This window comes from Pseudomonas sp. HN2-3 (assembly GCF_020691745.1).
Lineage (GTDB): Bacteria > Pseudomonadota > Gammaproteobacteria > Pseudomonadales > Pseudomonadaceae > Aquipseudomonas > Aquipseudomonas capeferrum.
Genome location: NZ_CP085704.1, coordinates 142,555 through 167,375, shown reverse-complemented (window position 1 = coordinate 167,375; position 24,821 = coordinate 142,555). Strand labels below are relative to the sequence as shown.

Genomic DNA, 24,821 nt, shown 5'->3' with positions numbered 1-24,821 from the left:
CGGCGCCCACCCGGGCGGTCATACAGACCGCCCGGGTGGGCTGGGCATCAGCTGTCCTTGTTGTCGATACGGATGGTCGGGTCGCCACCGCTGATCAACGAGTTGATCGAGGTATTGGACCAGTTCACCCCTTCCAGCTTGATCGTCACATCGGCGTTGGCCAGGCCACCGGCGGCGTTGAGCTTGCCTTCGCTGCTGACCTGCAGCGTCGAGGAGCCGTCCACCGTGGTGATCTTCAAGTAGTTGTCGATGGTGCTGCCCTTCTCGAACTGAAGCAGATCCTTCAGGTCGATACGGTCGCCTTCGGCCACCTTGAAGTCCTTGATCACGTCATTGCCGAGGTCGCCCGACTTCCACACGAAGGTGTCGGCACCGCTACCGCCGATGAGGATATCGTCGCCCTGGCCACCGATCAGGATGTCCTTGCCAGTACCGCCCAGGAGGATGTCGTTACCTCTGCCACCATCGAGGGTGTCATCGCCGCCTTGGCCGAAGAGGATATCGTTGCCATTGCCGCCCGACAGGAAGTCCTTGCCGTCGTTGGCGCCGGAGATATCGAACTCGGTGTAGTGCTCGGTGATGTATTGGTGAACGTTGTTGGTGGTGATGGCACTGGCCTCGACACCGCTCTTCTGCGCAACGTACGCCTGCAGGGCCTGGTAGCCCTCGCTGACGACACCGTTGAGGCTGATCAGGTCACCGAAGATGATGTCGTTGCCGTTGCCGCCATCGACCTTGTCGGCGCCTGGCAGGGTCGCCTCGGAATGCCCGAGGATCGCGCTGGCCAGGTTGGATGGGTCGATATTGGCCTGCGGCTTGCCGGCGCTGTCGTATGGCTTCAGGTCGGTCAGGCTGACATCGTTGTTCAAACCAATTGCCTGGACCTTGCTTACGCCGTTAGTCCCGCCCAACAGGGCGAAGCTGGCAGAGGTGTTGTTCGCCGAATCCCAGTAGTTCCAGGAATCGGCATAACCGGTACCGCCCAGGCCGGAGAACTCGTAGGTGCCATCCCCTTGAGCATGAATCGTCCCGACAGTGCGGGTGGAATCAAGCACCAGGCTGCCCCAACGGTTTTCTGTGTAGGTCAGCACTTTGAGGGTGCCTTCGCTATTGATTTCAACTTTGTGCGTTGCGTCGGCCCAGACACTGAAGGTGTCACCCACCTTGTAGTTGTTGACGTTGACCACGTCATCCAGGTACTTGCCGCCGCTCCACAGGCGGTAATTGGTCGTCTCATTGGCCTGGTAATAGGTCGGCTTACCGTCGGTGATGAAGTAGGTCAGGTTCTCCGCGCTGCTGTTACCGGTAGCCATGGTGCTCTTGAAGAAGTTGGCCGTGGTCTTGAACACATCCTCATAGTTGGTACCACCGCCGTAGCTTGAACCACCCACCATTGAGTCCAGCACCGCCTGAAGCTTGGCCAGTGCGTCGGTATCGGCAAGGTTGACCGCCACGTTCTTGTTTACCTGGGTGTCGAAGTCGGCGATGAAGATATTCACCGTCCCCGAGGTATCCGAGCCCAGGCTGGCTTTCAGCGTCTGGAATACCGCAGCCAACTGCGCCTTGGCGGCATTGACGGACTGGGTGCTCATACTGCCCGAGCTGTCGACCATGAAGGCAATGTTGTAGTTCTTGCCCGCCACCACGTTCAGGCCAGCGACGTCGGCGACGATGATGTCGTTGCCTTCGCTGCCATTGATGGTGTCATCACCCGAGGTGCCCACCGTGGCCTTGTAGTTGGCGCCGTAGACAGTCACCGGGATCTTGCCGGTGATGCTGTCCGAGCCGCCGAGGCTTTCGGTGGCGGTCGACGTGACGGTGATGTCGAACGAGCCCTTGTAGTAGGCCGGCGGGGTCAGTGTCAGGCCGCTGAGTTTCCAGCCTGTCACGTCCACCGGCGTACCGCCGACAGTCACGGTGTGGCCCGCACCATCGCTCAGCACAGTCCCTTTCGGAATGCCGCTGAGGGTCACGCTCAAGGTCTCGGAGCCATCGGTGTCGGTCAGGTTGGTGGTGATGCCAACCAGTTTGACCGAGCCACCTTCCGGCCCTTCGTTAAGCTTGTAGCCGTCGTAGTAGCTTTGGCCATTGACGTTGTGCAGGTCGGACACGCCCAGGCCAGCGTTGGCCATCTCGGTCACGTTCTGGTACATCGGGATGTTGCTGCTGCTCAGGTCGGTGACAGCACCGGAGCCCACCTGGATGTTCAGGTCATAGCTACCAGGGCCAGACTGGTTGGCGTGGTACACCTCGATCGGGTAGTAGCCGCTGGACGTTGGGGTGAAGGTGCCGGAAATCTGGCCACCTGCGCCCCAAGTCGCGGTCACCACGGTCTTGCCACCAATGGTGACGACCATGCTGTCATCGGCGATGCCGCTGAAGGTGTAGGTCTTGCCGGCCTCCAGGAAGAGCAGGCCCGAGGTTTTCGAACCGCTGCCAGCCGTAACGCTGCCATCGGACTGCACGTTGGTGGTGGTGGCGCTGGAGGCGGCATTACCGGAGTTGGCAAACACCGTTTTCAGCGCATCGCCAGTGATGCCGTTGCCGTCGGTGCCCAGGCCTTTCAAGGTGGTCCAGACGTCCTTGGTCAGGCCTTTGGACTCGACATCGCTGCTGCCGAAGCTCAGGGTCGGTTTGTCGGCCACCGGGCTGATGTCGACCTTCATGGTCACTTCGCTGCCCGAGTTGGTGCCGTCGTTCGGCTTGTACTTGAACTGCGCGTAGTCAGCCTGCTTGTTGCCGACGCCCGAGCCGCCGTAGCCATCGGTGCCCGACTGGTTCAGCGTCGGGACGAACTTGAGGTACTTGCTGCCGATATCGGCCTGGCTGACCACCTGGCCCACGGTCACATCGACCCACGCGGTGCCGTTGAAGAACTTCAGGCTACCGTCGACCGGCAGCGAGGTGATGGTCACGAACAGGCCGGTGTTGCCATCGGCATCGGTGACCTTGAAGTCGTTCCAGGCGAACAGGTAGTCGGTGTCTTCCACGCCATTGACCGCACCGCCAGTGGAGACCGGCAGATGGTCGTTGTCGAGGATGTTGGTGGTAACGCTCGCCTTGCTGCCATCGACCTGCAAGTTCTCGAAGTTGCCACCGGTAGCGGTTTCGATCTTGACGGTGAAGTTTTCGGTACCCTCAACCAGCTTGTCGTCGAGGGTCTTGATATCGAACGTGGCGCTGCTGCTGTTGGCCGGGATCTTCACGGTGGTGACTGCGGTGTAATCCTGGCCGTTGGCGGTGCCGCTGTAGGTCAGGGTAACGGTGACTTCTGCCTTGGACGGGTTGCTCAGGGTCAGCGTGTAGCGGCCGGTTTCGCCTTCGGTCAACGAGGTGGTGCCGGTGATGCCGATGGTGGTCACATCGCCCTGGTTGCCAGTGCCTGGTGTACCAACACCTGGCTCGTCGTTGACCACGGTGGTGGCCGTGGTCTTGTCCAGCGTCAGCGCCTCGAACTTGCTGGCACCGGCGCCGCCTACCGACTGCAGAGACAGGCCGACAGAGGTCTGGCCGATGTAGGCGTCGTCTGGTGCAGCCACAGTGACGAAGCCCGTCGCACTGTTGGCCGGCACGTTGACGATGGTTTTGCCGTCGCTCAGGGTGAAGGTCAGCGCGCCGTGGTTGTTGATCGGCAGGCCGTCCTTGCTGGTCAGGGTCACGGTGTAGGTGATCACGCCGCCTTCGGTAACCGAAGGGGTAGCAGTCAGCTTGGCGATGACTTCGTTCTGAGTGTCCTTGATGTCCACCGAGGCCGAAGGCTTGCTCACGACCAGGTTCTCGAACTGACGGCCATCCGGCACGCTGGTGCCGGTGATGCTGACGGTCAGCGAACCGGCATCGACGTACACGTCTTCGCCTTGTGCGTCGTGGGTGAAGATGGCCGAGGTTTCGCCCTTCTTGATCACCACCGACTTGCCTTCGGTCAGCTGTACGGTCAGGTCCTGATCCAAGGCCTGTTTGATGCTGACGGTAAAGGTCGGCTTCTCGTTCTCGAAGACCGAGGCCTGGTTGGCAACGATGCTCAGTTCGACCTTGTCGCCCTGGTTGTTGCTGCCCGGGGTGCCCACGCCTGGCTCGTCGTTGACCGTGGTGGTGGCCGGGGCCTTGTCCAGGGTCAGGTTTTCGAACTTGCTGGCGCCGGCGCCGCCTACCGACTGCAGGGTCTGGCTGACGGAGCTCTGGCCGATGTAGACGTTATCCGGTGCAGCGACGGTAGCCGTACCCACGGTGCCGTTGGCCGGCACAGTGATGACGGTCTTGCCATCGCTCAGGGTGAAGGTCAGCGCGCCGTGGTTGTTGACCGGCAGGCCATCCTTGCTGGTCAGGGTGACGGTGTAGACGATCGAGCCACCTTCGGTAACCGACTCGGTTGCCGTGAGCTTGGCGATGACTTCGTTCGAGGTGTCCTTGATGTCCACCGAGGCCGAAGGCTTGCTCACGACCAGGTTCTCGAACTGACGGCCATCCGGCACGCTGGTGCCGGTGATGCTGACGGTCAGCGAACCGGCATCGACGTACACGTCTTCGCCTTGTGCGTCGTGGGTGAAGATGGCCGATGTTTCGCCCTTCTTGATCACCACCGACTTGCCTTCGGTCAGCTGTACGGTCAGGTCCTGATCCAAGGCCTGTTTGATGCTGACGGTAAAGGTCGGCTTCTCGTTCTCGAAGACCGAGGCCTGGTTGGCAACGATGCTCAGTTCGACCTTGTCGCCCTGGTTACCGGTGCCCGGGGTGCCCGAGCCTGGTTCGTCGGTGACAGCGGTGCTGACTGGGGTCTTGTCCAGAACCAGGTTCTCGAACTTGCCGACATCGGCGCCGTCGACGCTGGCGATCGATTTGATCACTGGATCGTTGGTACCAGTGTAAACGTTGTCCGGAGCAGTCACGGTTACGAAACCGCTGGTGCTGTTGGCCGGCACAGTAATGACCGTGGTGCCGTCGCTCAGCGTGAAGGTCAGGGCCGAATGTTTATCGATCGGCAGACCGTCTTTGTTGGTCAGCGTGATGGTGTAGGTGATCGCACCGCCCTCGGTGACCGAAGGAGTAGCGGTCAGTTTGGCCACCACGTCGTCGGTGGTGTCAGTGACTTTGACCGACGCGGCCCCACCCAGCTGCAGGTTCTCGAAGGCGCGACCGTCTACATCGACGGCGGACTTGATGCCCAGGCTGATTTCACCGGCGTCCTTATAGACGTCGTCGCCCTGTGCAGCGTGGCTGTACGGCGCGCTGGTTTCGCCGGCCTTGATGGTGACCTGAGCATTGTTGCTCAGGGTCACGACCAGGTCGTGCGCCAGGGCGGTGTTGATGTGCACAGTGAAGGTCGGTTTGACGTTTTCAGCGACCGAAACCTGGTCGGCAGTAATGGTGACTTTGACCAGATCGCCTTCGTTGCCTGGAGTACCCGGCTCGTCGGTGACAGCGGTGCTGACCGGAGTCTTGTCCAGAACCAGGTTCTCGAACTTGCCGACATCAGCGCCGTCGACGCTGGCGATCGATTTGATCACTGGATCGTTGGTGCCGGTGTAAACGTTGTCCGGAGCAGTGACAGTCACGAAGCCCGAAGTGCCATTGGCCGGCACGGTGATGACGGTGGTGCCGTCGCTCAAGGTGAAGGTCAGGGCCGAGTGCTTGTCGATCGGCAGACCGTCTTTGTTGGTCAAGGTGATGGTGTAGGTGATCACACCGCCTTCGGTGACCGAAGGAGTAGCGGTCAGCTTGGCCACCACGTCATCGGTGGTATCGGTGACTTTGACCGACGCCGCATCGCCCAGCTGCAGGTTCTCGAAGGCACGGCCGTCGATGTCTGCTGCCGACTTGATGCCCAGGCTGATTTCACCGGCGTCCTTATAGACGTCGTCGCCTTGCGCAGCATGGCTGTACGGCGCGCTGGTTTCGCCGGCCTTGATGGTCACAACTTCGTTGTTGCTCAGGGTCACGACAAGGTCGTGATCCAGGGCGGTATTGATGTGGACGGTGAAGGTCGGTTTAACGTTTTCAGCGACCGAGACCTGGTCGGCAGTGATGGTGACTTTGACCAGATCGCCTTCGTTGCCCGGAGTACCTGGCTCGTCAGTGACCGTAGTGCTGACCGGGGTCTTGTCCAGGACCAGGTTCTCGAACTTGCCGACATCGGCGCCATCAACCGAAGCGATCGACTTGATCACTGGGTCGTTGGTGCCGGTGTAGACGTTGTCAGGCGCAGTAACGGTGACGAAGCCCGAGGTGCTGTTGGCCGGCACAGTAATGACCGTGGTGCCGTCGCTCAGGGTGAAAGTCAGGGCCGAGTGCTTGTCGATCGGCAGACCGTCTTTGTTGGTCAGGGTGATGGTGTAAGTGATCGCACCACCTTCGGTGACCGAAGGCGTTGCAGTCAGTTTGGCCACCACGTCATCGGTAGTGTCAGTCACTTTGACCGACGCCGCATCACCCAGCTGCAGGTTTTCAAAGGCACGACCGTCGACATCGACGGCGGACTTGATACCCAGGCTGATTTCGCCGGCGTCTTTGTAGACGTCGTCGCCCTGCGCGTCGTGGCTATACGGCGCGCTGGTTTCGCCCGCCTTGATGGTGACGGTGGCGTTGTTGCTCAGGGTCACGACCAGGTCGTGCGCCAGCGCGGTGTTGATGTGGACGGTGAAGGTTGGCTTCACGTTCTCGGCAACCGAGACCTGGTCAGCGGTGATAGTGACCTTGACCAAGTCGCCACCGTTGCCAGTGCCTGGAGTGCCAGAGCCTGGCTCGTCGGTGACAGCGGTGCTGACCGGGGTCTTGTCCAGGACCAGGTTTTCGAACTTGCCAACATCAGCGCCATCAACCGAAGCGATCGACTTGATTACTGGGTCGTTGGTGCCGGTGTAGACGTTGTCAGGCGCAGTAACGGTGACGAAGCCCGAGGTGCTGTTGGCCGGCACAGTAATGACCGTGGTGCCGTCGCTCAGCGTGAAGGTCAGGGCCGAATGTTTATCAATCGGCAGACCGTCTTTGTTGGTCAGGGTGATGGTGTAGGTGATCGCACCACCTTCGGTGACCGAAGGCGTTGCAGTCAGCTTGGCCACCACGTCGTCGGTGGTGTCAGTGACTTTGACCGACGCCGCATCGCCCAGCTGCAGGTTCTCGAAGGCACGGCCGTCGATGTCTGCTGCCGACTTGATGCCCAGGCTGATCTCACCGGCATCTTTGTAGACATCGTCGCCCTGTGCAGCGTGGCTGTACGGCGCGCTGGTTTCGCCAGCCTTGATGGTGACGGTGGCGTTGTTGCTCAGGGTCACGACAAGGTCGTGGGCCAGGGCAGCGTTGATCTGAACGGTGAAGGTCGGTTTAACGTTTTCAGCGACCGAGACCTGGTCGGCAGTGATGGTGACCTTGACCAGGTCGCCACCGTTGCCAGTGCCTGGGGTGCCCGAACCAGGCTCGTCGGTAACAGCAGTGCTGACCGGCGTCTTGTCCAGAACCAGGTTCTCGAACTTGCCGACATCGGCGCCGTCGACGCTGGCGATCGATTTGATCACTGGATCGTTGGTACCAGTGTAAACGTTGTCCGGAGCAGTCACGGTTACGAAACCGCTGGTGCTGTTGGCCGGCACAGTAATGACCGTGGTGCCGTCGCTCAGCGTGAAGGTCAGGGCCGAATGTTTATCGATCGGCAGACCGTCTTTGTTGGTCAGCGTGATGGTGTAGGTGATCGCACCGCCCTCGGTGACCGAAGGAGTAGCGGTCAGTTTGGCCACCACGTCGTCGGTGGTGTCAGTGACTTTGACCGACGCCGCATCACCCAGCTGCAGGTTTTCAAAGGCACGACCGTCGACATCGACGGCGGACTTGATACCCAGGCTGATTTCGCCGGCGTCTTTGTAGACGTCGTCGCCCTGCGCGTCGTGGCTATACGGCGCGCTGGTTTCGCCCGCCTTGATGGTGACGGTGGCGTTGTTGCTCAGGGTCACGACCAGGTCGTGCGCCAGCGCGGTGTTGATGTGGACGGTGAAGGTTGGCTTCACGTTCTCGGCAACCGAGACCTGGTCAGCGGTGATAGTGACCTTGACCAAGTCGCCACCGTTGCCAGTGCCTGGAGTGCCAGAGCCTGGCTCGTCGGTGACAGCGGTGCTGACCGGGGTCTTGTCTAGGACCAGGTTTTCGAACTTGCCAACATCAGCGCCATCAACCGAAGCGATCGACTTGATTACTGGGTCGTTGGTGCCGGTGTAGACGTTGTCAGGCGCAGTAACGGTGACGAAGCCCGAGGTGCTGTTGGCCGGCACAGTAATGACCGTGGTGCCGTCGCTCAGGGTGAAAGTCAGGGCCGAGTGCTTGTCGATCGGCAGACCGTCTTTGTTGGTCAATGTGATGGTGTAGGTGATCGCACCGCCTTCGGTGACCGAAGGAGTAGCGGTCAGTTTGGCCACAACGTCGTCGGTGGTGTCAGTCACTTTGACCGACGCCGCATCGCCCAGCTGCAGGTTCTCGAAGGCACGGCCGTCGATGTCTGCTGCCGACTTGATGCCCAGGCTGATTTCGCCGGCGTCTTTGTAGACGTCGTCGCCCTGTGCAGCATGGCTGTACGGCGCGCTGGTTTCGCCGGCCTTGATGGTCACAACTTCGTTGTTGCTCAGGGTCACGACCAGATCGTGGTCCAGGGCAGCGTTGATGTGCACGGTGAAGGTCGGTTTAACGTTTTCAGCGACCGAGACCTGGTCAGCGGTGATGGTGACCTTGACCAGGTCGCCACCGTTGCCAGTGCCTGGGGTGCCCGAACCAGGCTCGTCGGTAACAGCAGTGCTGACCGGAGTCTTGTCCAGAACCAGATTCTCGAACTTGCCGACATCAGCGCCGTCGACGCTGGCGATCGATTTGATCACTGGATCGTTGGTGCCGGTGTAAACGTTGTCCGGAGCAGTGACAGTCACGAAGCCCGAGGTGCCATTGGCTGGCACGGTGATGACCGTGGTGCCATCGCTCAGGGTGAAGGTCAGCGCCGAATGTTTATCGATCGGCAGACCGTCTTTGTTGGTCAGCGTGATGGTGTAGGTGATCTCGCCACCTTCGGTCACCGAAGGGGTAGCGGTCAGCTTGGCAATGACATCGTCAGTGGTGTCGGTGACTTTGACCGACGCCGCGTCGCCCAGCTGCAAGTTCTCGAAAGCACGGCCATCGACATCGGCGGCGGACTTGATACCCAGACTGATCTCACCAGCATCTTTGTAGACGTCTTCGCCCTGTGCAGCGTGGCTGTACGGTGCGCTGGTTTCGCCAGCCTTGATGGTCACAACTTCATTGTTGCTCAGGGTCACGACCAGGTCGTGGTCCAGGGCAGCGTTGATGTGAACGGTGAAGGTCGGCTTCACGTTCTCGGCAACCGAGACCTGATCGGCCGTGATGGTGACCTTGACCAAGTCGCCACCGTTGCCAGTGCCTGGGGTGCCCGAGCCTGGCTCGTCGGTGACAGCGGTGCTGACTGGGGTTTTGTCCAGAACCAGGTTCTCGAACTTGCCGACATCGGCGCCATCAACCGAAGCGATCGACTTGATCACTGGGTCGTTGGTGCCGGTGTAAACGTTGTCCGGTGCAGTGACAGTCACAAAGCCCGAGGTGCCATTGGCTGGCACGGTGATCACGGTGGTGCCGTCGCTCAGCGTGAAGGTCAGCGCCGAATGTTTATCGATCGGCAGACCGTCTTTGTTGGTCAGCGTGATGGTGTAGGTGATCTCGCCACCTTCGGTCACCGAAGGGGTAGCGGTCAGCTTGGCAATGACATCGTCAGTGGTGTCGGTGACTTTGACCGACGCCGCGTCGCCCAGCTGCAAGTTCTCGAAGGCACGGCCATCGACATCGGCGGCGGACTTGATACCCAGGCTGATTTCGCCGGCGTCTTTGTAGACGTCGTCGCCCTGCGCGTCGTGGCTATACGGCGCGCTGGTTTCGCCCGCCTTGATGGTGACGGTGGCGTTGTTGCTCAGGGTCACGACCAGGTCGTGCGCCAGCGCGGTGTTGATGTGGACGGTGAAGGTCGGCTTCACGTTCTCGGCAACCGAGACCTGATCGGCCGTGATGGTGACCTTGACCAAGTCGCCACCGTTGCCAGTGCCTGGGGTGCCCGAGCCTGGCTCGTCGGTGACAGCGGTGCTGACTGGGGTTTTGTCCAGAACCAGGTTCTCGAACTTGCCGACATCGGCGCCATCAACCGAAGCGATCGACTTGATCACTGGGTCGTTGGTGCCGGTGTAAACGTTGTCCGGAGCAGTGACAGTCACAAAGCCCGAGGTGCCATTGGCTGGCACGGTGATCACGGTGGTGCCGTCGCTCAGCGTGAAGGTCAGGGCCGAGTGCTTGTCGATCGGCAGACCGTCTTTGTTGGTCAGCGTGATGGTGTAGGTGATCGCACCACCTTCGGTCACCGAAGGGGTAGCGGTCAGCTTGGCAATGACATCGTCAGTGGTGTCGGTGACTTTGACCGACGCCGCGTCGCCCAGCTGCAAGTTCTCGAAGGCACGGCCATCGACATCGGCGGCGGACTTGATACCCAGGCTGATTTCGCCGGCGTCTTTGTAGACGTCGTCGCCCTGCGCGTCGTGGCTATACGGCGCGCTGGTTTCGCCCGCCTTGATGGTGACGGTGGCGTTGTTGCTCAGGGTCACGACCAGGTCGTGCGCCAGCGCGGTGTTGATGTGGACGGTGAAGGTTGGCTTCACGTTCTCGGCAACCGAGACCTGGTCAGCGGTGATGGTGACCTTGACCAGGTCGCCACCGTTGCCAGTGCCTGGGGTGCCCGAACCAGGCTCGTCGGTAACAGCAGTGCTGACCGGCGTCTTGTCCAGAACCAGGTTCTCGAACTTGCCGACATCAGCGCCGTCGACGCTGGCGATCGATTTGATCACTGGGTCGTTGGTGCCGGTGTAAACGTTGTCCGGTGCAGTGACAGTCACAAAGCCCGAGGTGCCATTGGCTGGCACGGTGATCACGGTGGTGCCGTCGCTCAGGGTGAAGGTCAGGGCCGAGTGCTTGTCGATCGGCAGACCGTCTTTGTTGGTCAGCGTGATGGTGTAGGTGATCTCGCCACCTTCGGTCACCGAAGGGGTAGCGGTCAGCTTGGCGATGACATCGTCGGTGGTATCGGTGACTTTGACCGACGCCGCGTCGCCCAGCTGCAGGTTCTCGAAGGCGCGACCGTCTACATCGACGGCGGACTTGATGCCCAGGCTGATTTCACCGGCGTCCTTATAGACGTCGTCGCCTTGCGCAGCATGGCTGTACGGCGCGCTGGTTTCGCCGGCCTTGATGGTCACAACTTCGTTGTTGCTCAGGGTCACGACAAGGTCGTGATCCAGGGCGGTATTGATGTGAACGGTGAAGGTCGGCTTCACGTTCTCTGCGACCGAGACCTGATCGGCGGTGATGGTGACCTTGACCAGATCGCCTTCGTTGCCTGGAGTACCCGGCTCGTCGGTGACAGAGGTGCTGACCGGGGTCTTGTCCAGGACCAGGTTTTCGAACTTCCACGCATCAGCGCCGCTGACTGCTTGCAAGCTCTGCTCAACCGGTGCGTTGGTGCCGACGTAGACGTTGTCCGGTGCAGTCACGGTGGTGAAACCGCTGGTGCTGTTAGCCGGGACAGTGATGACCGTTTTGCCGTCACTCAGGGTGAAGTACAACGGCGCGTGGTTATCGATCGGCAGACCGTCTTTGTTGGTCAGCGTAACGGTATAGGTGATCTCGCCACCTTCGGTCACCGAAGGGGTAGCGGTCAGCTTGGCGATAACATCGTCGGTGGTGTCGGTGACTTTGACCGACGCCGCCTCGCCCAGCTGCAGGTTTTCAAAGGTCCGACCGTCAACATCGACCGCCGATTTGATACCCAAGCCGATTTCACCGGCGTCTTTGTAGACGTCATCGCCCTGCGCGTCGTGGGTGTAAGGTTCGCTGCTGGTTTCACCGGCCTTGATGGTGACCTGAGCATTGTTGCTCAGGGTCACGACCAGGTCGTGCGCCAGGGCGGTGTTGATGTGCACAGTGAAGGTCGGCTTCACGTTCTCTGCGACCGAAACCTGGTCTGCGGTGATAGTGACCTTGACCACATCACCTTCGTTGCCTGGTGTACCCGGCTCGTCGGTGACCGTAGTGCTGACCGGGGTCTTGTCCAGAACCAGGTTCTCGAACTTCCACGCATCAGCGCCGCTGACTGCTTGCAAGCTCTGCTCAACCGGTGCGTTGGTGCCGACGTAGACGTTGTCCGGTGCAGTCACGGTGGTGAAACCGCTGGTGCTGTTAGCCGGGACAGTGATGACCGTTTTGCCGTCACTCAGGGTGAAGTACAACGGCGAGTGGTTGTCGATCGGCAGACCGTCTTTGTTGGTCAGCGTAACGGTATAGGTGATCTCGCCACCTTCGGTCACCGAAGGCGTAGCGGTCAGCTTGGCGATGACATCGTCGGTGGTATCGGTGACTTTGACCGACGCCGCCTCGCCCAGCTGCAGGTTTTCAAAGGTCCGACCGTCAACATCGACCGCCGATTTGATACCCAAGCCGATTTCACCGGCGTCTTTGTAGACGTCGTCGCCCTGCGCGTCGTGGGTGTAAGGTTCGCTGCTGGTTTCACCGGCCTTGATGGTGACCTGAGCATTGTTGCTCAGGGTCACGACCAGGTCGTGCGCCAGGGCGGTGTTGATGTGCACAGTGAAGGTCGGCTTCACGTTCTCTGCGACCGAAACCTGGTCTGCGGTGATAGTGACCTTGACCACATCACCTTCGTTGCCTGGTGTACCCGGCTCGTCGGTGACCGTAGTGCTGACCGGGGTCTTGTCCAGAACCAGGTTCTCGAACTTCCACGCATCAGCGCCGCTGACTGCTTGCAAGCTCTGCTCAACCGGTGCGTTGGTGCCGACGTAGACGTTGTCCGGTGCAGTCACGGTGGTGAAACCGCTGGTGCTGTTAGCCGGCACAGTGATGACCGTTTTGCCGTCACTCAGGGTGAAGTACAACGGCGAGTGGTTGTCGATCGGCAGACCGTCTTTGTTGGTCAGGGTGACGGTGTAGGTGATCTCGCCACCTTCGGTCACCGAAGACGTAGCAGTCAGCTTGGCCACCACGTCATCGGCGGTATCGGTGACTTTGACCGACGCGGCATCACCCAGTTGCAGGTTCTCGAAGGCACGGCCATCGATGTCGGCTGCCGACTTGATGCCCAGGTTGATCTCACCGGCATCTTTGTAAACGTCGTCGCCCTGCGCGTCGTGAGCGTACGGCGCGCTGGTTTCACCGGCCTTGATGGTGACGGTGGAATTGTTGCTCAGGGTCACGACCAGGTCGTGCGCCAGCGCGGTGTTGATGTGGACGGTGAAGGTTGGCTTCACGTTCTCGGCAACCGAGACCTGGTCAGCGGTGATAGTGACCTTGACCAAGTCGCCACCGTTGCCAGTGCCTGGAGTGCCAGAGCCTGGCTCGTCGGTGACAGCGGTGCTGACCGGGGTCTTGTCCAGGACCAGGTTTTCGAACTTGCCAACATCGGCGCCATCAACCGAAGCGATCGACTTGATCACTGGGTCGTTGGTGCCGGTGTAAACGTTGTCCGGAGCAGTGACAGTCACAAAGCCCGAGGTGCCATTGGCTGGCACGGTGATGACCGTGGTGCCATCGCTCAGGGTGAAGGTCAGCGCCGAATGTTTATCGATCGGCAGACCATCTTTGTTGGTCAGGGTGATGGTGTAAGTGATTGCACCACCTTCGGTGACCGACGGTGTGGCGGTCAGCTTGGCAACCACGTCGTCGGTGGTGTCGGTGACTTTGACCGACGCCGCATCGCCCAGCTGCAGGTTTTCAAAGGCACGACCTTCGACATCGACGGCGGACTTGATACCCAGGCTGATTTCGCCGGCGTCTTTGTAGACGTCGTCGCCCTGCGCGTCGTGGCTATACGGCGCGCTGGTTTCGCCCGCCTTGATGGTGACCTGAGCATTGTTGCTCAGGGTCACGACCAGGTCGTGCGCCAACGCGGTGTTGATGTGGACGGTGAAGGTCGGTTTGACGTTCTCGGCAACCGAGACCTGGTCAGCAGTGATGGTGACTTTGACCACGTCGCCTTCGTTGCCTGGTGTACCCGGCTCGTCGGTGACCGTAGTGCTGACCGGGGTCTTGTCCAGAACCAGGTTCTCGAACTTCCACGCATCAGCGCCGCTGACTGCTTGCAGGCCCTGCTCTACCGGCGCGTTGGTCCCAACGTAAACGTTGTCAGGCGCGGTAACGGTGACGAAGCCCGAGGTGCTGTTGGCCGGCACAGTGACGACCGTTTTGCCGTCACTCAGTGTGAAGTACAACGGCGCGTGGTTGTCGATCGGCAGACCGTCTTTGTTGGTCAGGGTGACGGTGTAGGTGATCTCGCCACCTTCGGTCACCGAAGGGGTAGCAGTCAGTTTGGCAATGACATCGTCGGTGGTATCGGTGACTTTGACCGACGCCGCGTCACCCAGCTGCAAGTTCTCGAAGGCACGGCCATCGACATCGACGGCGGACTTGATACCCAGACTGATCTCACCAGCATCTTTGTAGACGTCGTCGCCCTGTGCATCGTGGCTGTACGGCGCGCTGGTTTCGCCAGCCTTGATGGTGACGGTGGCGTTGTTGCTCAGGGTCACGACCAGGTCGTGGGCCAGGGCGGTATTGATGTGGACGGTGAAGGTCGGCTTCACGTTCTCTGCGACCGAAACCTGATCGGCCGTGATGGTGACCTTGACCAGATCGCCTTCGTTGCCCGGAGTACCTGGCTCGTCGGTGACAGCGGTGCTGACTGGGGTTTTGTCCAGAACCAAGTTCTCGAACTTACCGACATCAGCGCCATCAACCGAAGCGATCGACTTGATCACTGGGTCGTTGGTACCGGTGTAGACGTTGTCAGGCGCAGTAACGGTGACGAAGCCCGAGGTGCTGTTGGCCGGCACAGTAATGACGGTGGTGCCGTCGCTCAGCGTGAAAGTCAGGGCCGAGTGTTTGTCGATCGGCAGACCGTCTTTGTTGGTCAGCGTGATGGTGTAGGTGATCTCGCCACCTTCGGTCACCGAAGGGGTAGCGGTCAGTTTGGCAACCACGTCGTCGGTGGTATCGGTGACTTTGACCGACGCCGCATCGCCCAACTGCAGGTTTTCGAAGGCACGACCGTCTACATCGACGGCGGACTTGATGCCCAAGTTGATCTCACCGGCATCTTTGTAAACGTCGTCGCCCTGCGCGTCGTGAGCGTACGGCGCGCTGGTTTCACCGGCCTTGATGGTAACCGTGGCATTGTTGCTCAGGGTCACGACCAGGTCGTGCGCCAGCGCGGTGTTGATGTGGACGGTGAAGGTCGGCTTCACGTTCTCGGCAACCGAAACCTGATCGGCCGTGATGGTGACCTTGACCAGATCGCCTTCGTTGCCCGGAGTACCTGGCTCGTCGGTGACAGCGGTGCTGACTGGGGTTTTGTCCAGAACCAGGTTCTCGAACTTACCGACATCAGCGCCATCAACCGAAGCGATCGACTTGATCACTGGGTCGTTCGCACCGACGTAGTCGTTGTCCGGAGCAGTGACAGTGACAGTGCCAACAGTGCTGTTGGCCGGCACGGTAATGACGGTGGTGCCGTCGCTCAGGGTGAAAGTCAGGGCCGAGTGTTTGTCGATCGGCAGACCGTCTTTGTTGGTCAGCGTGATGGTGTAGGTGATCTCGCCACCTTCGGTCACCGAAGGGGTAGCGGTCAGTTTGGCAACCACGTCGTCGGTGGTATCGGTGACTTTGACCGACGCCGCATCGCCCAACTGCAGGTTTTCGAAGGCACGACCGTCTACATCGACGGCGGACTTGATGCCCAAGTTGATCTCACCGGCATCTTTGTAAACGTCGTCGCCCTGCGCGTCGTGAGCGTACGGCGCGCTGGTTTCACCGGCCTTGATGGTAACCGTGGCATTGTTGCTCAGGGTCACGACCAGGTCGTGCGCCAGCGCGGTGTTGATGTGAACGGTGAAGGTCGGCTTCACGTTCTCGGCAACCGAGACTTGGTCAGCGGTGATAGTGACCTTGACCAGATCACCTTCGTTGCCTGGGGTACCTGGCTCGTCGGTCACCGTGGTGCTGACCGGGGTCTTGTCCAAGGTGAGTTGTTCGAACTTCCAGGCGTCTGCGCCGCTGACCGCTTGCAAGCTCTGCTCAACCGGGGCGTTAGTGCCGACATAAACGTTGTCTGGTGCAGTAACGGTGGTGAAACCGGTGGTGCTGTTGGCCGGGACGGTAATGACCGTTTTACCGTCACTCAAGGTGAAGTACAGCGGCGAGTGATTGTTGATCGGCAAACCGTCTTTGTTGGTCAGGGTGACGGTGTACGTAATCTCGCCTCCTTCGGTGACCGAAGGCGTAGCGGTCAGCTTGGCGATGACTTCGTCGGTGGTGTCGGTGACTTTGACCGACGCGGCATCACCCAGCTGCAGGTTCTCGAAAGCACGGCCATCGACATCGACGGCGGACTTGATACCCAGGCTGATCTCACCGGCGTCCTGGTAAACGTCGTCGCCTTGCGCATCGTGGCTGTATGGCGCGCTGGTTTCGCCAGCCTTGATGGTGACGGTGGCATTGTTGCTCAGGGTCACGACCAGGTCGTGGTCCAGGGCGGTGTTGATGTGAACGGTGAAGCTCGGTTGGACGTTCTCGGCGACCGATACCTGGTCAGCGGTGATGGTGACTTTGACCACGTCGCCTTCGTTGCCCGGAGTACCTGGCTCGTCGGTAACCGTAGTGCTGACCGGGGTCTTGTCCAAGGTCAGTTGCTCGAACTTCCACGCGTCTGCGCCGCTGACCGATTGCAGGCTCTGCTCTACCGGGGTGTTGCTGCCCACGTAGACATTATCCGGAGCAGTAACAGTGGCCGTACCGACGGTGCCGTTGGCTGGCACTGTGATGACCGTTTTGCCGTCGCTCAGGGTGAAGTAGAGCGGCGAGTGGTTGTTGATTGGCAAACCGTCTTTGTTGGTCAGGGTGACGGTGTACGTAATCTCGCCTCCTTCGGTGACCGAAGGCGTAGCGGTCAGCTTGGCGATGACTTCGTCGGTGGTGTCGGTGACTTTGACCGACGCGGCATCACCCAGCTGCAGGTTCTCGAAAGCACGGCCATCGACATCGACGGCGGACTTGATACCCAGGCTGATCTCACCGGCGTCCTGGTAAACGTCGTCGCCTTGCGCATCGTGGCTGTAGGGCGCGCTGGTTTCGCCCGCTTTGATAGTGACCGTAGCGTTGTTGCTCAGGGTCACGACCAGGTCGTGGGTCAGGGCGGTATTGATGTGAACGGTGAAGGTCGGCTTCACGTTCTCGGCGACCGAAACCTGGTCGGCGGTGATGGTGACCCTGACCAGGTCGCCTTCGTTGCCGGTGCCTGGGGTGCCCGAACCTGGCTCGTCCGTCACAGAAGTGGTGACGCTATCACCACCCAAAGTCAGCTTCTCGAAGTTGTCTGCGCCCGATACCGACTCAAGCTTGTTGGCGACAGCGCCCTGACCGCCGACGTACACGTCATCTTGAACCGTGATGGTCGCAGTGCCGGAAGCACTGTTGGCCGGAATCGTGACTTTTGTACCGTCGGTCAGGGTGAAGGTCAGCGCGCCGTGCTCAGTGACAGACAGGCCCTGTGCGTTGGTCAGCGTGACGGTGTAGGTCACCTGGCCACCTTCGGCCACGGTTGCCTTGTCCACAGTCAAAGTTGCAACGACTTCGCTGACGGTGTCCGAAACTTCAACGGTCGCCGGGCCGCCGATGGCCAGATTCTCGAAGGTAGCACCCGCGACAGTGGCGCCGGTGACGCTCAACGTCACAGAGCCGGCGTCCTTGATTACGTCATCGCCTTGGGCCGGAGTCTTGTACTCGACTTCGGTCTTGCCTGCCTCGATGGTGACGGTTTCGCCGTTCGACAGCGTTACGGTCAGCGGACGGTCCAGCGCCTGGCTCACTTTTACGGTAAAGGATGGCTGCTGATCTTCAGTCACGTTGCCGTTGCTGACGATGCTTACGGTGACGGTATCGATACTGTCATTGATTACAGTCGACGCCGGGGTCGGGTTCGGCGTCAGCTGCTCGAAGTTACCGCCGGTAGCGCCTGTGATGGTGGTAGTGATGGTCGAGCCATTGTTGTAGACATCGTTATCCGGGGTCTGGAAATCAACGCTGCCTTGGGTCTTGCCGGCCTCGACGGTGATGGTCTGGCCGTTCGACAGGGTCACGGTAACCGGAGTCTGGGCAGGGTTGCTCAGGGTCACGGTGTAGGTGATCACGCCACCTTCGGTGACCGAAGGATTGGCGGTCAGGGTCGCAGTGGTCACATCGACCGAATCGTTGATCGTGGTCTGCGCCGGGGTCGGGTTCGGCGTCAGTTGCTCGAAGTTACCGCCAGTGGCGTCAGTGATGGTCGTGCTGACAGTCGAGCCATTGTTGTAGACATCGTTATCCGGGGTCTGGAAATCAACGCTGCCTTGGGTCTTGCCGGCTTCGACGGTGATGGTCTGACCGTTCGACAGGGTCACGGTGACAGGCGTCTGGGCAGGGTTGCTCAGGGTCACGGTGTAGGTGATCACACCACCTTCGGTGACCGAAGGATTCGCGGTCAGGGTCGCAGTCGTCACATCGACCGAGTCATTGATCGTGGTCTGCGCTGGAGTCGGGTTAGGCGTCAGTTGCTCGAAGTTGCCGCCGGTAGCACCGGTGATGGTGGTAGTGACAGTCGAGCCGTTGTTGTAGACGTCGTTATCCGGGGTCTGGAAGTCAACGCTGCCCTGGGTTTTGCCGGCTTCGACGGTGATGGTCTGACCATTCGACAGGGTCACGGTGACAGGCGTCTGGGCAGGGTTGCTCAGGGTCACGGTGTAGGTGATCACACCACCTTCGGTGACCGAAGGATTCGCGGTCAGGGTCGCAGTCGTCACATCGACCGAGTCATTGATCGTGGTCTGCGCTGGAGTCGGGTTAGGCGTCAGTTGCTCGAAGTTGCCGCCGGTAGCACCGGTGATGGTGGTAGTGACAGTCGAGCCGTTGTTGTAGACGTCGTTATCCGGGGTCTGGAAGTCAACGCTGCCCTGGGTTTTGCCGGCTTCGACGGTGATGGTCTGACCATTCGACAGGGTCACGGTGACAGGCGTCTGGGCAGGGTTGCTCAGGGTCACGGTGTAGGTGATCACACCACCTTCGGTGACCGAAGGATTCGCGGTCAGGGTCGCAGTCGTCACATCGACCGAGTCATTGATCGTGGTCTGCGCCGGGGTCGGATTCGGCGTCAGCTGCTCGAAGTTACCGCCGGTAGCGCCTGTGATGGTGGTAGTGATGGTCGAGCCATTGTTGTAGACATCGTTATCCGGGGTCTGGAAATCAACGCTGCCTTGGGTCTTGCCGGCCTCGACGGTGATGGTCTGGCCGTTCGACAGGGTCACGGTAACCGGAGTCTGGGCAGGGTTGCTCAGGGTCACGGTGTAGGTGATCACGCCACCTTCGGTGACCGAAGGATTGGCGGTCAGGGTCGCAGTGGTCACATCGACCGAATCGTTGATCGTGGTCTGCGCCGGGGTCGGGTTCGGCGTCAGTTGCTCGAAGTTACCGCCAGTGGCGTCAGTGATGGTCGTGCTGACAGTCGAGCCATTGTTGTAGACATCGTTATCCGGGGTCTGGAAATCAACGCTGCCTTGGGTCTTGCCGGCCTCGACGGTGATGGTCTGGCCGTTCGACAGGGTCACGGTAACCGGAGTCTGGGCAGGGTTGCTCAGGGTCACGGTGTAGGTGATCACGCCACCTTCGGTGACCGAAGGATTGGCGGTCAGGGTCGCAGTGGTCACATCGACCGAATCGTTGATCGTGGTCTGCGCCGGGGTCGGGTTCGGCGTCAGTTGCTCGAAGTTGCCGCCAGTGGCGTCAGTGATAGTGGTGCTGACGGTCGAGCCATTGTTGTAGACGTCGTTGTCCGGGGTCTGGAAGTCGACACTGCCCTGGGTTTTGCCGGCTTCGACGGTGATGGTCTGACCGTTCGACAGGGTCACGGTGACAGGCGTCTGGGCAGGGTTGCTCAGGGTCACGGTGTAGGTGATCACACCACCTTCGGTGACCGAAGGATTGGCGGTCAGGGTCGCAGTGGTCACATCGACCGAATCGTTGATCGTGGTCTGCGCCGGGGTCGGGTTCGGCGTCAGTTGCTCGAAGTTGCCGCCGGTAGCACCGGTGATGGTGGTAGTGACAGTCGAGCCGTTGTTGTAGACGTCGTTATCCGGGGTCTGGAAGTCAACGCTGCCCTGGGTTTTGCCGGCTTCGACGGTGATGGTCTGACCATTCGACAGGGTCACGGTGACAGGCGTCTGGGCAGGGTTGCTCAGGGTCACGGTGTAAGTGATCACGCCACCTTCGGTTACCGAAGGGTTCGCGGTCAGGGTCGCAGTGGTCACATCGACCGAATCGTTGATCGTGGTCTGCGCCGGGGTCGGGTTCGGCGTCAGTTGCTCGAAGTTACCGCCGGTAGCGCCTGTGATGGTGGTAGTGATGGTCGAGCCATTGTTGTAGACGTCGTTGTTCGGAGTCTGGAAGTCGACACTGCCTTGGGTCTTGCCGGCCTCGACGGTGATGGTCTGGCCGTTCGACAGGGTCACGGTAACCGGAGTCTGGGCAGGGTTGCTCAGGGTCACGGTGTAGGTGATCACGCCACCTTCGGTGACCGAAGGATTGGCGGTCAGGGTCGCAGTGGTCACATCGACCGAATCGTTGATCGTGGTCTGCGCCGGGGTCGGATTCGGCGTCAGCTGCTCGAAGTTACCGCCGGTAGCGTCAGTGATAGTGGTGCTGACGGTCGAGCCGTTGTTGTAGACGTCGTTGTCCGGGGTCTGGAAGTCAACGCTGCCTTGGGTCTTGCCGGCTTCAACAGTGATGGTTTGGCCGTTCGACAAGGTCACGGTAACCGGAGTCTGGGCAGGGTTGCTCAGGGTCACGGTGTACGTGATCACGCCGCCCTCAGTCACACTTGGCGAAGCGGTCAGAGTTGCGGTGGTGGTGTCGACCGAATCGTTGATCGTGGTCTGCGCCGGGGTCGGATTCGGCGTCAGCTGCTCGAAGTTACCGCCGGTAGCGCCTGTGATGGTGGTAGTGATGGTCGAGCCATTGTTGTAGACGTCGTTGTTCGGAGTCTGGAAGTCGACACTGCCTTGGGTCTTGCCAGCTTCAACAGTGATGGTTTGGCCGTTCGACAAGGTCACGGTAACCGGAGTCTGGGCAGGGTTGCTCAGGGTCACGGTGTACGTGATCACGCCGCCCTCAGTCACACTTGGCGAAGCGGTCAGAGTTGCGGTGGTGGTGTCGACCGAATCGTTGATCGTGGTCTGCGCCGGGGTCGGGTTCGGCGTCAGTTGCTCGAAGTTGCCGCCAGTGGCGTCAGTGATAGTGGTGCTGACGGTCGAGCCGTTGTTGTAGACGTCGTTGTCCGGGGTCTGGAAATCAACGCTGCCTTGAGTCTTGCCGGCTTCGACGGTGATGGTCTGGCCATTCGACAGGGTCACGGTGACAGGCGTCTGGGCAGGGTTGCTCAGGGTCACGGTGTAAGTGATCACGCCACCTTCGGTTACCGAAGGGTTCGCGGTCAGGGTCGCAGTGGTCACATCGACCGAGTCATTGATCGTGGTCTGCGCCGGGGTCGGGTTCGGCGTCAGTTGCTCGAAGTTGCCGCCAGTGGCGTCAGTGATAGTGGTGCTGACGGTCGAGCCGTTGTTGTAGACGTCGTTGTCCGGGGTCTGGAAATCAACGCTGCCTTGAGTCTTGCCAGCTTCGACAGTGATGGTCTGGCCATTCGACAGGGTCACGGTGACAGGCGTCTGGGCAGGGTTGCTCAGGGTCACGGTGTAAGTGATCACGCCACCTTCGGTTACCGAAGGGTTCGCGGTCAGGGTCGCAGTGGTCACATCGACCGAGTCATTGATCGTGGTCTGCGCCGGGGTCGGGTTCGGCGTCAGTTGCTCGAAGTTGCCGCCAGTGGCGTCAGTGATAGTGGTGCTGACGGTCGAGCCGTTGTTGTAGACGTCGTTGTCCGGGGTCTGGAAATCAACGCTGCCTTGAGTCTTGCCAGCTTCGACAGTGATGGTCTGGCCATTCGACAAGGTCACGGTGACAGGCGTCTGGGCAGGGTTGCTCAGGGTCACGGTGTAAGTGATCACGCCACCTTCGGTTACCGAAGGGTTCGCGGTCAGGGTCGCAGTGGTCACATCGACCGAATCGTTGATCGTGGTCTGCGCCGGGGTCGGGTTCGGCGTCAGTTGCTCGAAGTTGCCGCCAGTGGCGTCAGTGATAGTGGTGCTGACGGTCGAGCCGTTGTTGTAGACGTCGTTGTCCGGGGTCTGGAAATCAACGCTGCCTTGAGTCTTGCCAGCTTCGACAGTGATGGTCTGGCCATTCGACAAGGTCACGGTGACAGGCGTCTGGGCAGGGTTGCTCAGGGTCACGGTGTAGGTGATCACGCCGCCTTCGGTTACCGAAGGATTCGCGGTCAGGGTCGCAGTAGTGTTGTCGACCGAGTCGTTGATCGTGGTCTGCGCCGGGGTCGGGTTCGGCGTCAGTTGCTCGAAGTTACCGCCGGTAGCGCCGGTGATAGTGGTAGTGACAGTCGAGCCGTTGCTGTAGACGTCGTTGTCCGGGGTCTGGAAGTCAACGCTGCCTTGGGTCTTGCCGGCTTCAACAGTGATGGTTTGGCCGTTCGACAAGGTCACGGTAACCGGAGTCTGGGCAGGGTTGCTCAGGGTCACGGTGTACGTGATCACGCCGCCCTCAGTCACACTTGGCGAAGCGGTCAGAGTTGCGGTGGTGGTGTCGACCGAATCGTTGATCGTGGTCTGCGCCGGGGTCGGGTTCGGCGTCAGTTGCTCGAAGTTGCCGCCAGTGGCGTCAGTGATAGTGGTGCTGACGGTCGAGCCGTTGTTGTAGACGTCGTTGTCCGGGGTCTGGAAATCAACGCTGCCTTGAGTCTTGCCGGCTTCGACGGTGATGGTCTGGCCATTCGACAGGGTCACGGTGACAGGCGTCTGGGCAGGGTTGCTCAGGGTCACGGTGTAAGTGATCACGCCACCTTCGGTTACCGAAGGGTTCGCGGTCAGGGTCGCAGTGGTCACATCGACCGAGTCATTGATCGTGGTCTGCGCCGGGGTCGGGTTCGGCGTCAGTTGCTCGAAGTTGCCGCCAGTGGCGTCAGTGATAGTGGTGCTGACGGTCGAGCCGTTGTTGTAGACGTCGTTGTCCGGGGTCTGGAAATCAACGCTGCCTTGAGTCTTGCCAGCTTCGACAGTGATGGTCTGGCCATTCGACAAGGTCACGGTGACAGGCGTCTGGGCAGGGTTGCTCAGGGTCACGGTGTAAGTGATCACGCCGCCTTCGGTTACCGAAGGATTCGCGGTCAGGGTCGCAGTAGTGTTGTCGACCGAGTCGTTGATCGTGGTCTGCGCCGGGGTCGGGTTCGGCGTCAGTTGCTCGAAGTTACCGCCGGTAGCGCCGGTGATAGTGGTAGTGACAGTCGAGCCGTTGCTGTAGACATCGTTATCCGGGGTCTGGAAGTCAACGCTGCCCTGGGTCTTGCCGGCTTCGACGGTGATGGTCTGGCCGTTCGACAGGGTCACGGTAACCGGAGTCTGGGCAGGGTTGCTCAGGGTCACGGTGTAAGTGATCACGCCACCTTCGGTCACCGAAGGGTTGGCGGTCAGGGTCGCAGTGGTGGTGTCGATAGTATCGGTAATCTGCGTAACCGCCGGCGTTTGCGGCAGGGTCACTATCAGACCGTTCCCCCCGGTGGCACCCGTCACGGTCGTCGAGATCTGCCCGCCGTCGATATACGGCGTGTCATTCGCCGGGATGGTGACATTGACGCTACCGCTGGTCTGCCCTGCCGGAATGACGATCACCGCTCCGTTGGACAGGGTCACGACCAGGTTGGACGTCGGCGCCTGGCCAACTGTCGCGGTATAAACGATTACGCCACCCGCTTCGGAGATGGAAGGGGTGGCGTTGAGGACAAGCGCGGTGGAGACATCGGTCGGCGTGGTGGGCGGTATGACCTGCTGATTGCTGTTGCTGGTGTCCAGCGCGCCAACGTCTTCAGACTCCAGCGCCGCGGCAAAGCCTAATGGGCCGGTAGGGAAACCGATGCTCGTGTCGACCCTGCCCGCTGTCTCCTCAAGCATGACAAAGCTGTGGCCACCCCCCAGCGCGCCACCACCGCCCGCCGCTGCCGGGCCTGCTGCCGTGGCTTCAAGCTCGGTAGTCGGGTCGACACCCGCAGCGATTGCCTGCTGCAGCTCTTCGACCGACGGTGCAGCCTGCGCAGTGGCCTGGCCCAGGTCGGTGCTGCTGTAGGGCGCATCCGCGCTCCACTGGCTGTCACGGCCCAGGTCGAGCAGGCGACCATCGGCCAGCTCGAGCGTTACCGCGCCGCCCGGGCCGGTGAGTACTTCCTCACCCGCCAACAGGCGATCACCTTCGATGAGTACACGCCGGATGCCCTCTGGGGATACCGCAATAACCTGGCCGACAATGCTTTTGACGATGGCTACAACGCTGCTCATTGGACTCTCCGTGTGACCCGGTTAGGGTACTTCCCTGCCAGAGCGGCGCTGTTGTAAGCCACTTCAGGCGGATCTGTGTCGATTAATATGATGAGGATTTGACGTCAAAATTACGTCTATAACTGTTTGGAATTAACTATCTGCCAAACTATTGACCTTATACTCGCCATCCTAAACAATCGGCAATGTAATGTCACATTGATATTTGCACCTTTGCCACCCCTTCCTTTAGTACTAATCCAGGGCCGGTCGGAAGCC

General features: G+C 60.4%; 1 protein-coding gene. It reads right to left on the bottom strand.

The window, feature by feature from the left end:
- Positions 1-47: 47 nt before the first annotated feature.
- A complete protein-coding gene (locus LJX93_RS00690; protein ID WP_227696641.1) occupies positions 48-24,563 on the bottom strand; it encodes a retention module-containing protein in 24,516 nt (8,171 codons plus the stop codon).
- Positions 24,564-24,821 lie beyond the last annotated feature (258 nt).

What these genes read in the sequence shown, in the direction of transcription:
- LJX93_RS00690 (WP_227696641.1), bottom strand. Translation starts at nt 24,563, where the DNA reads ATGAGCAGCGTTGTAGCCATCGTCAAAAGCATTGTCGGCCAGGTTATT.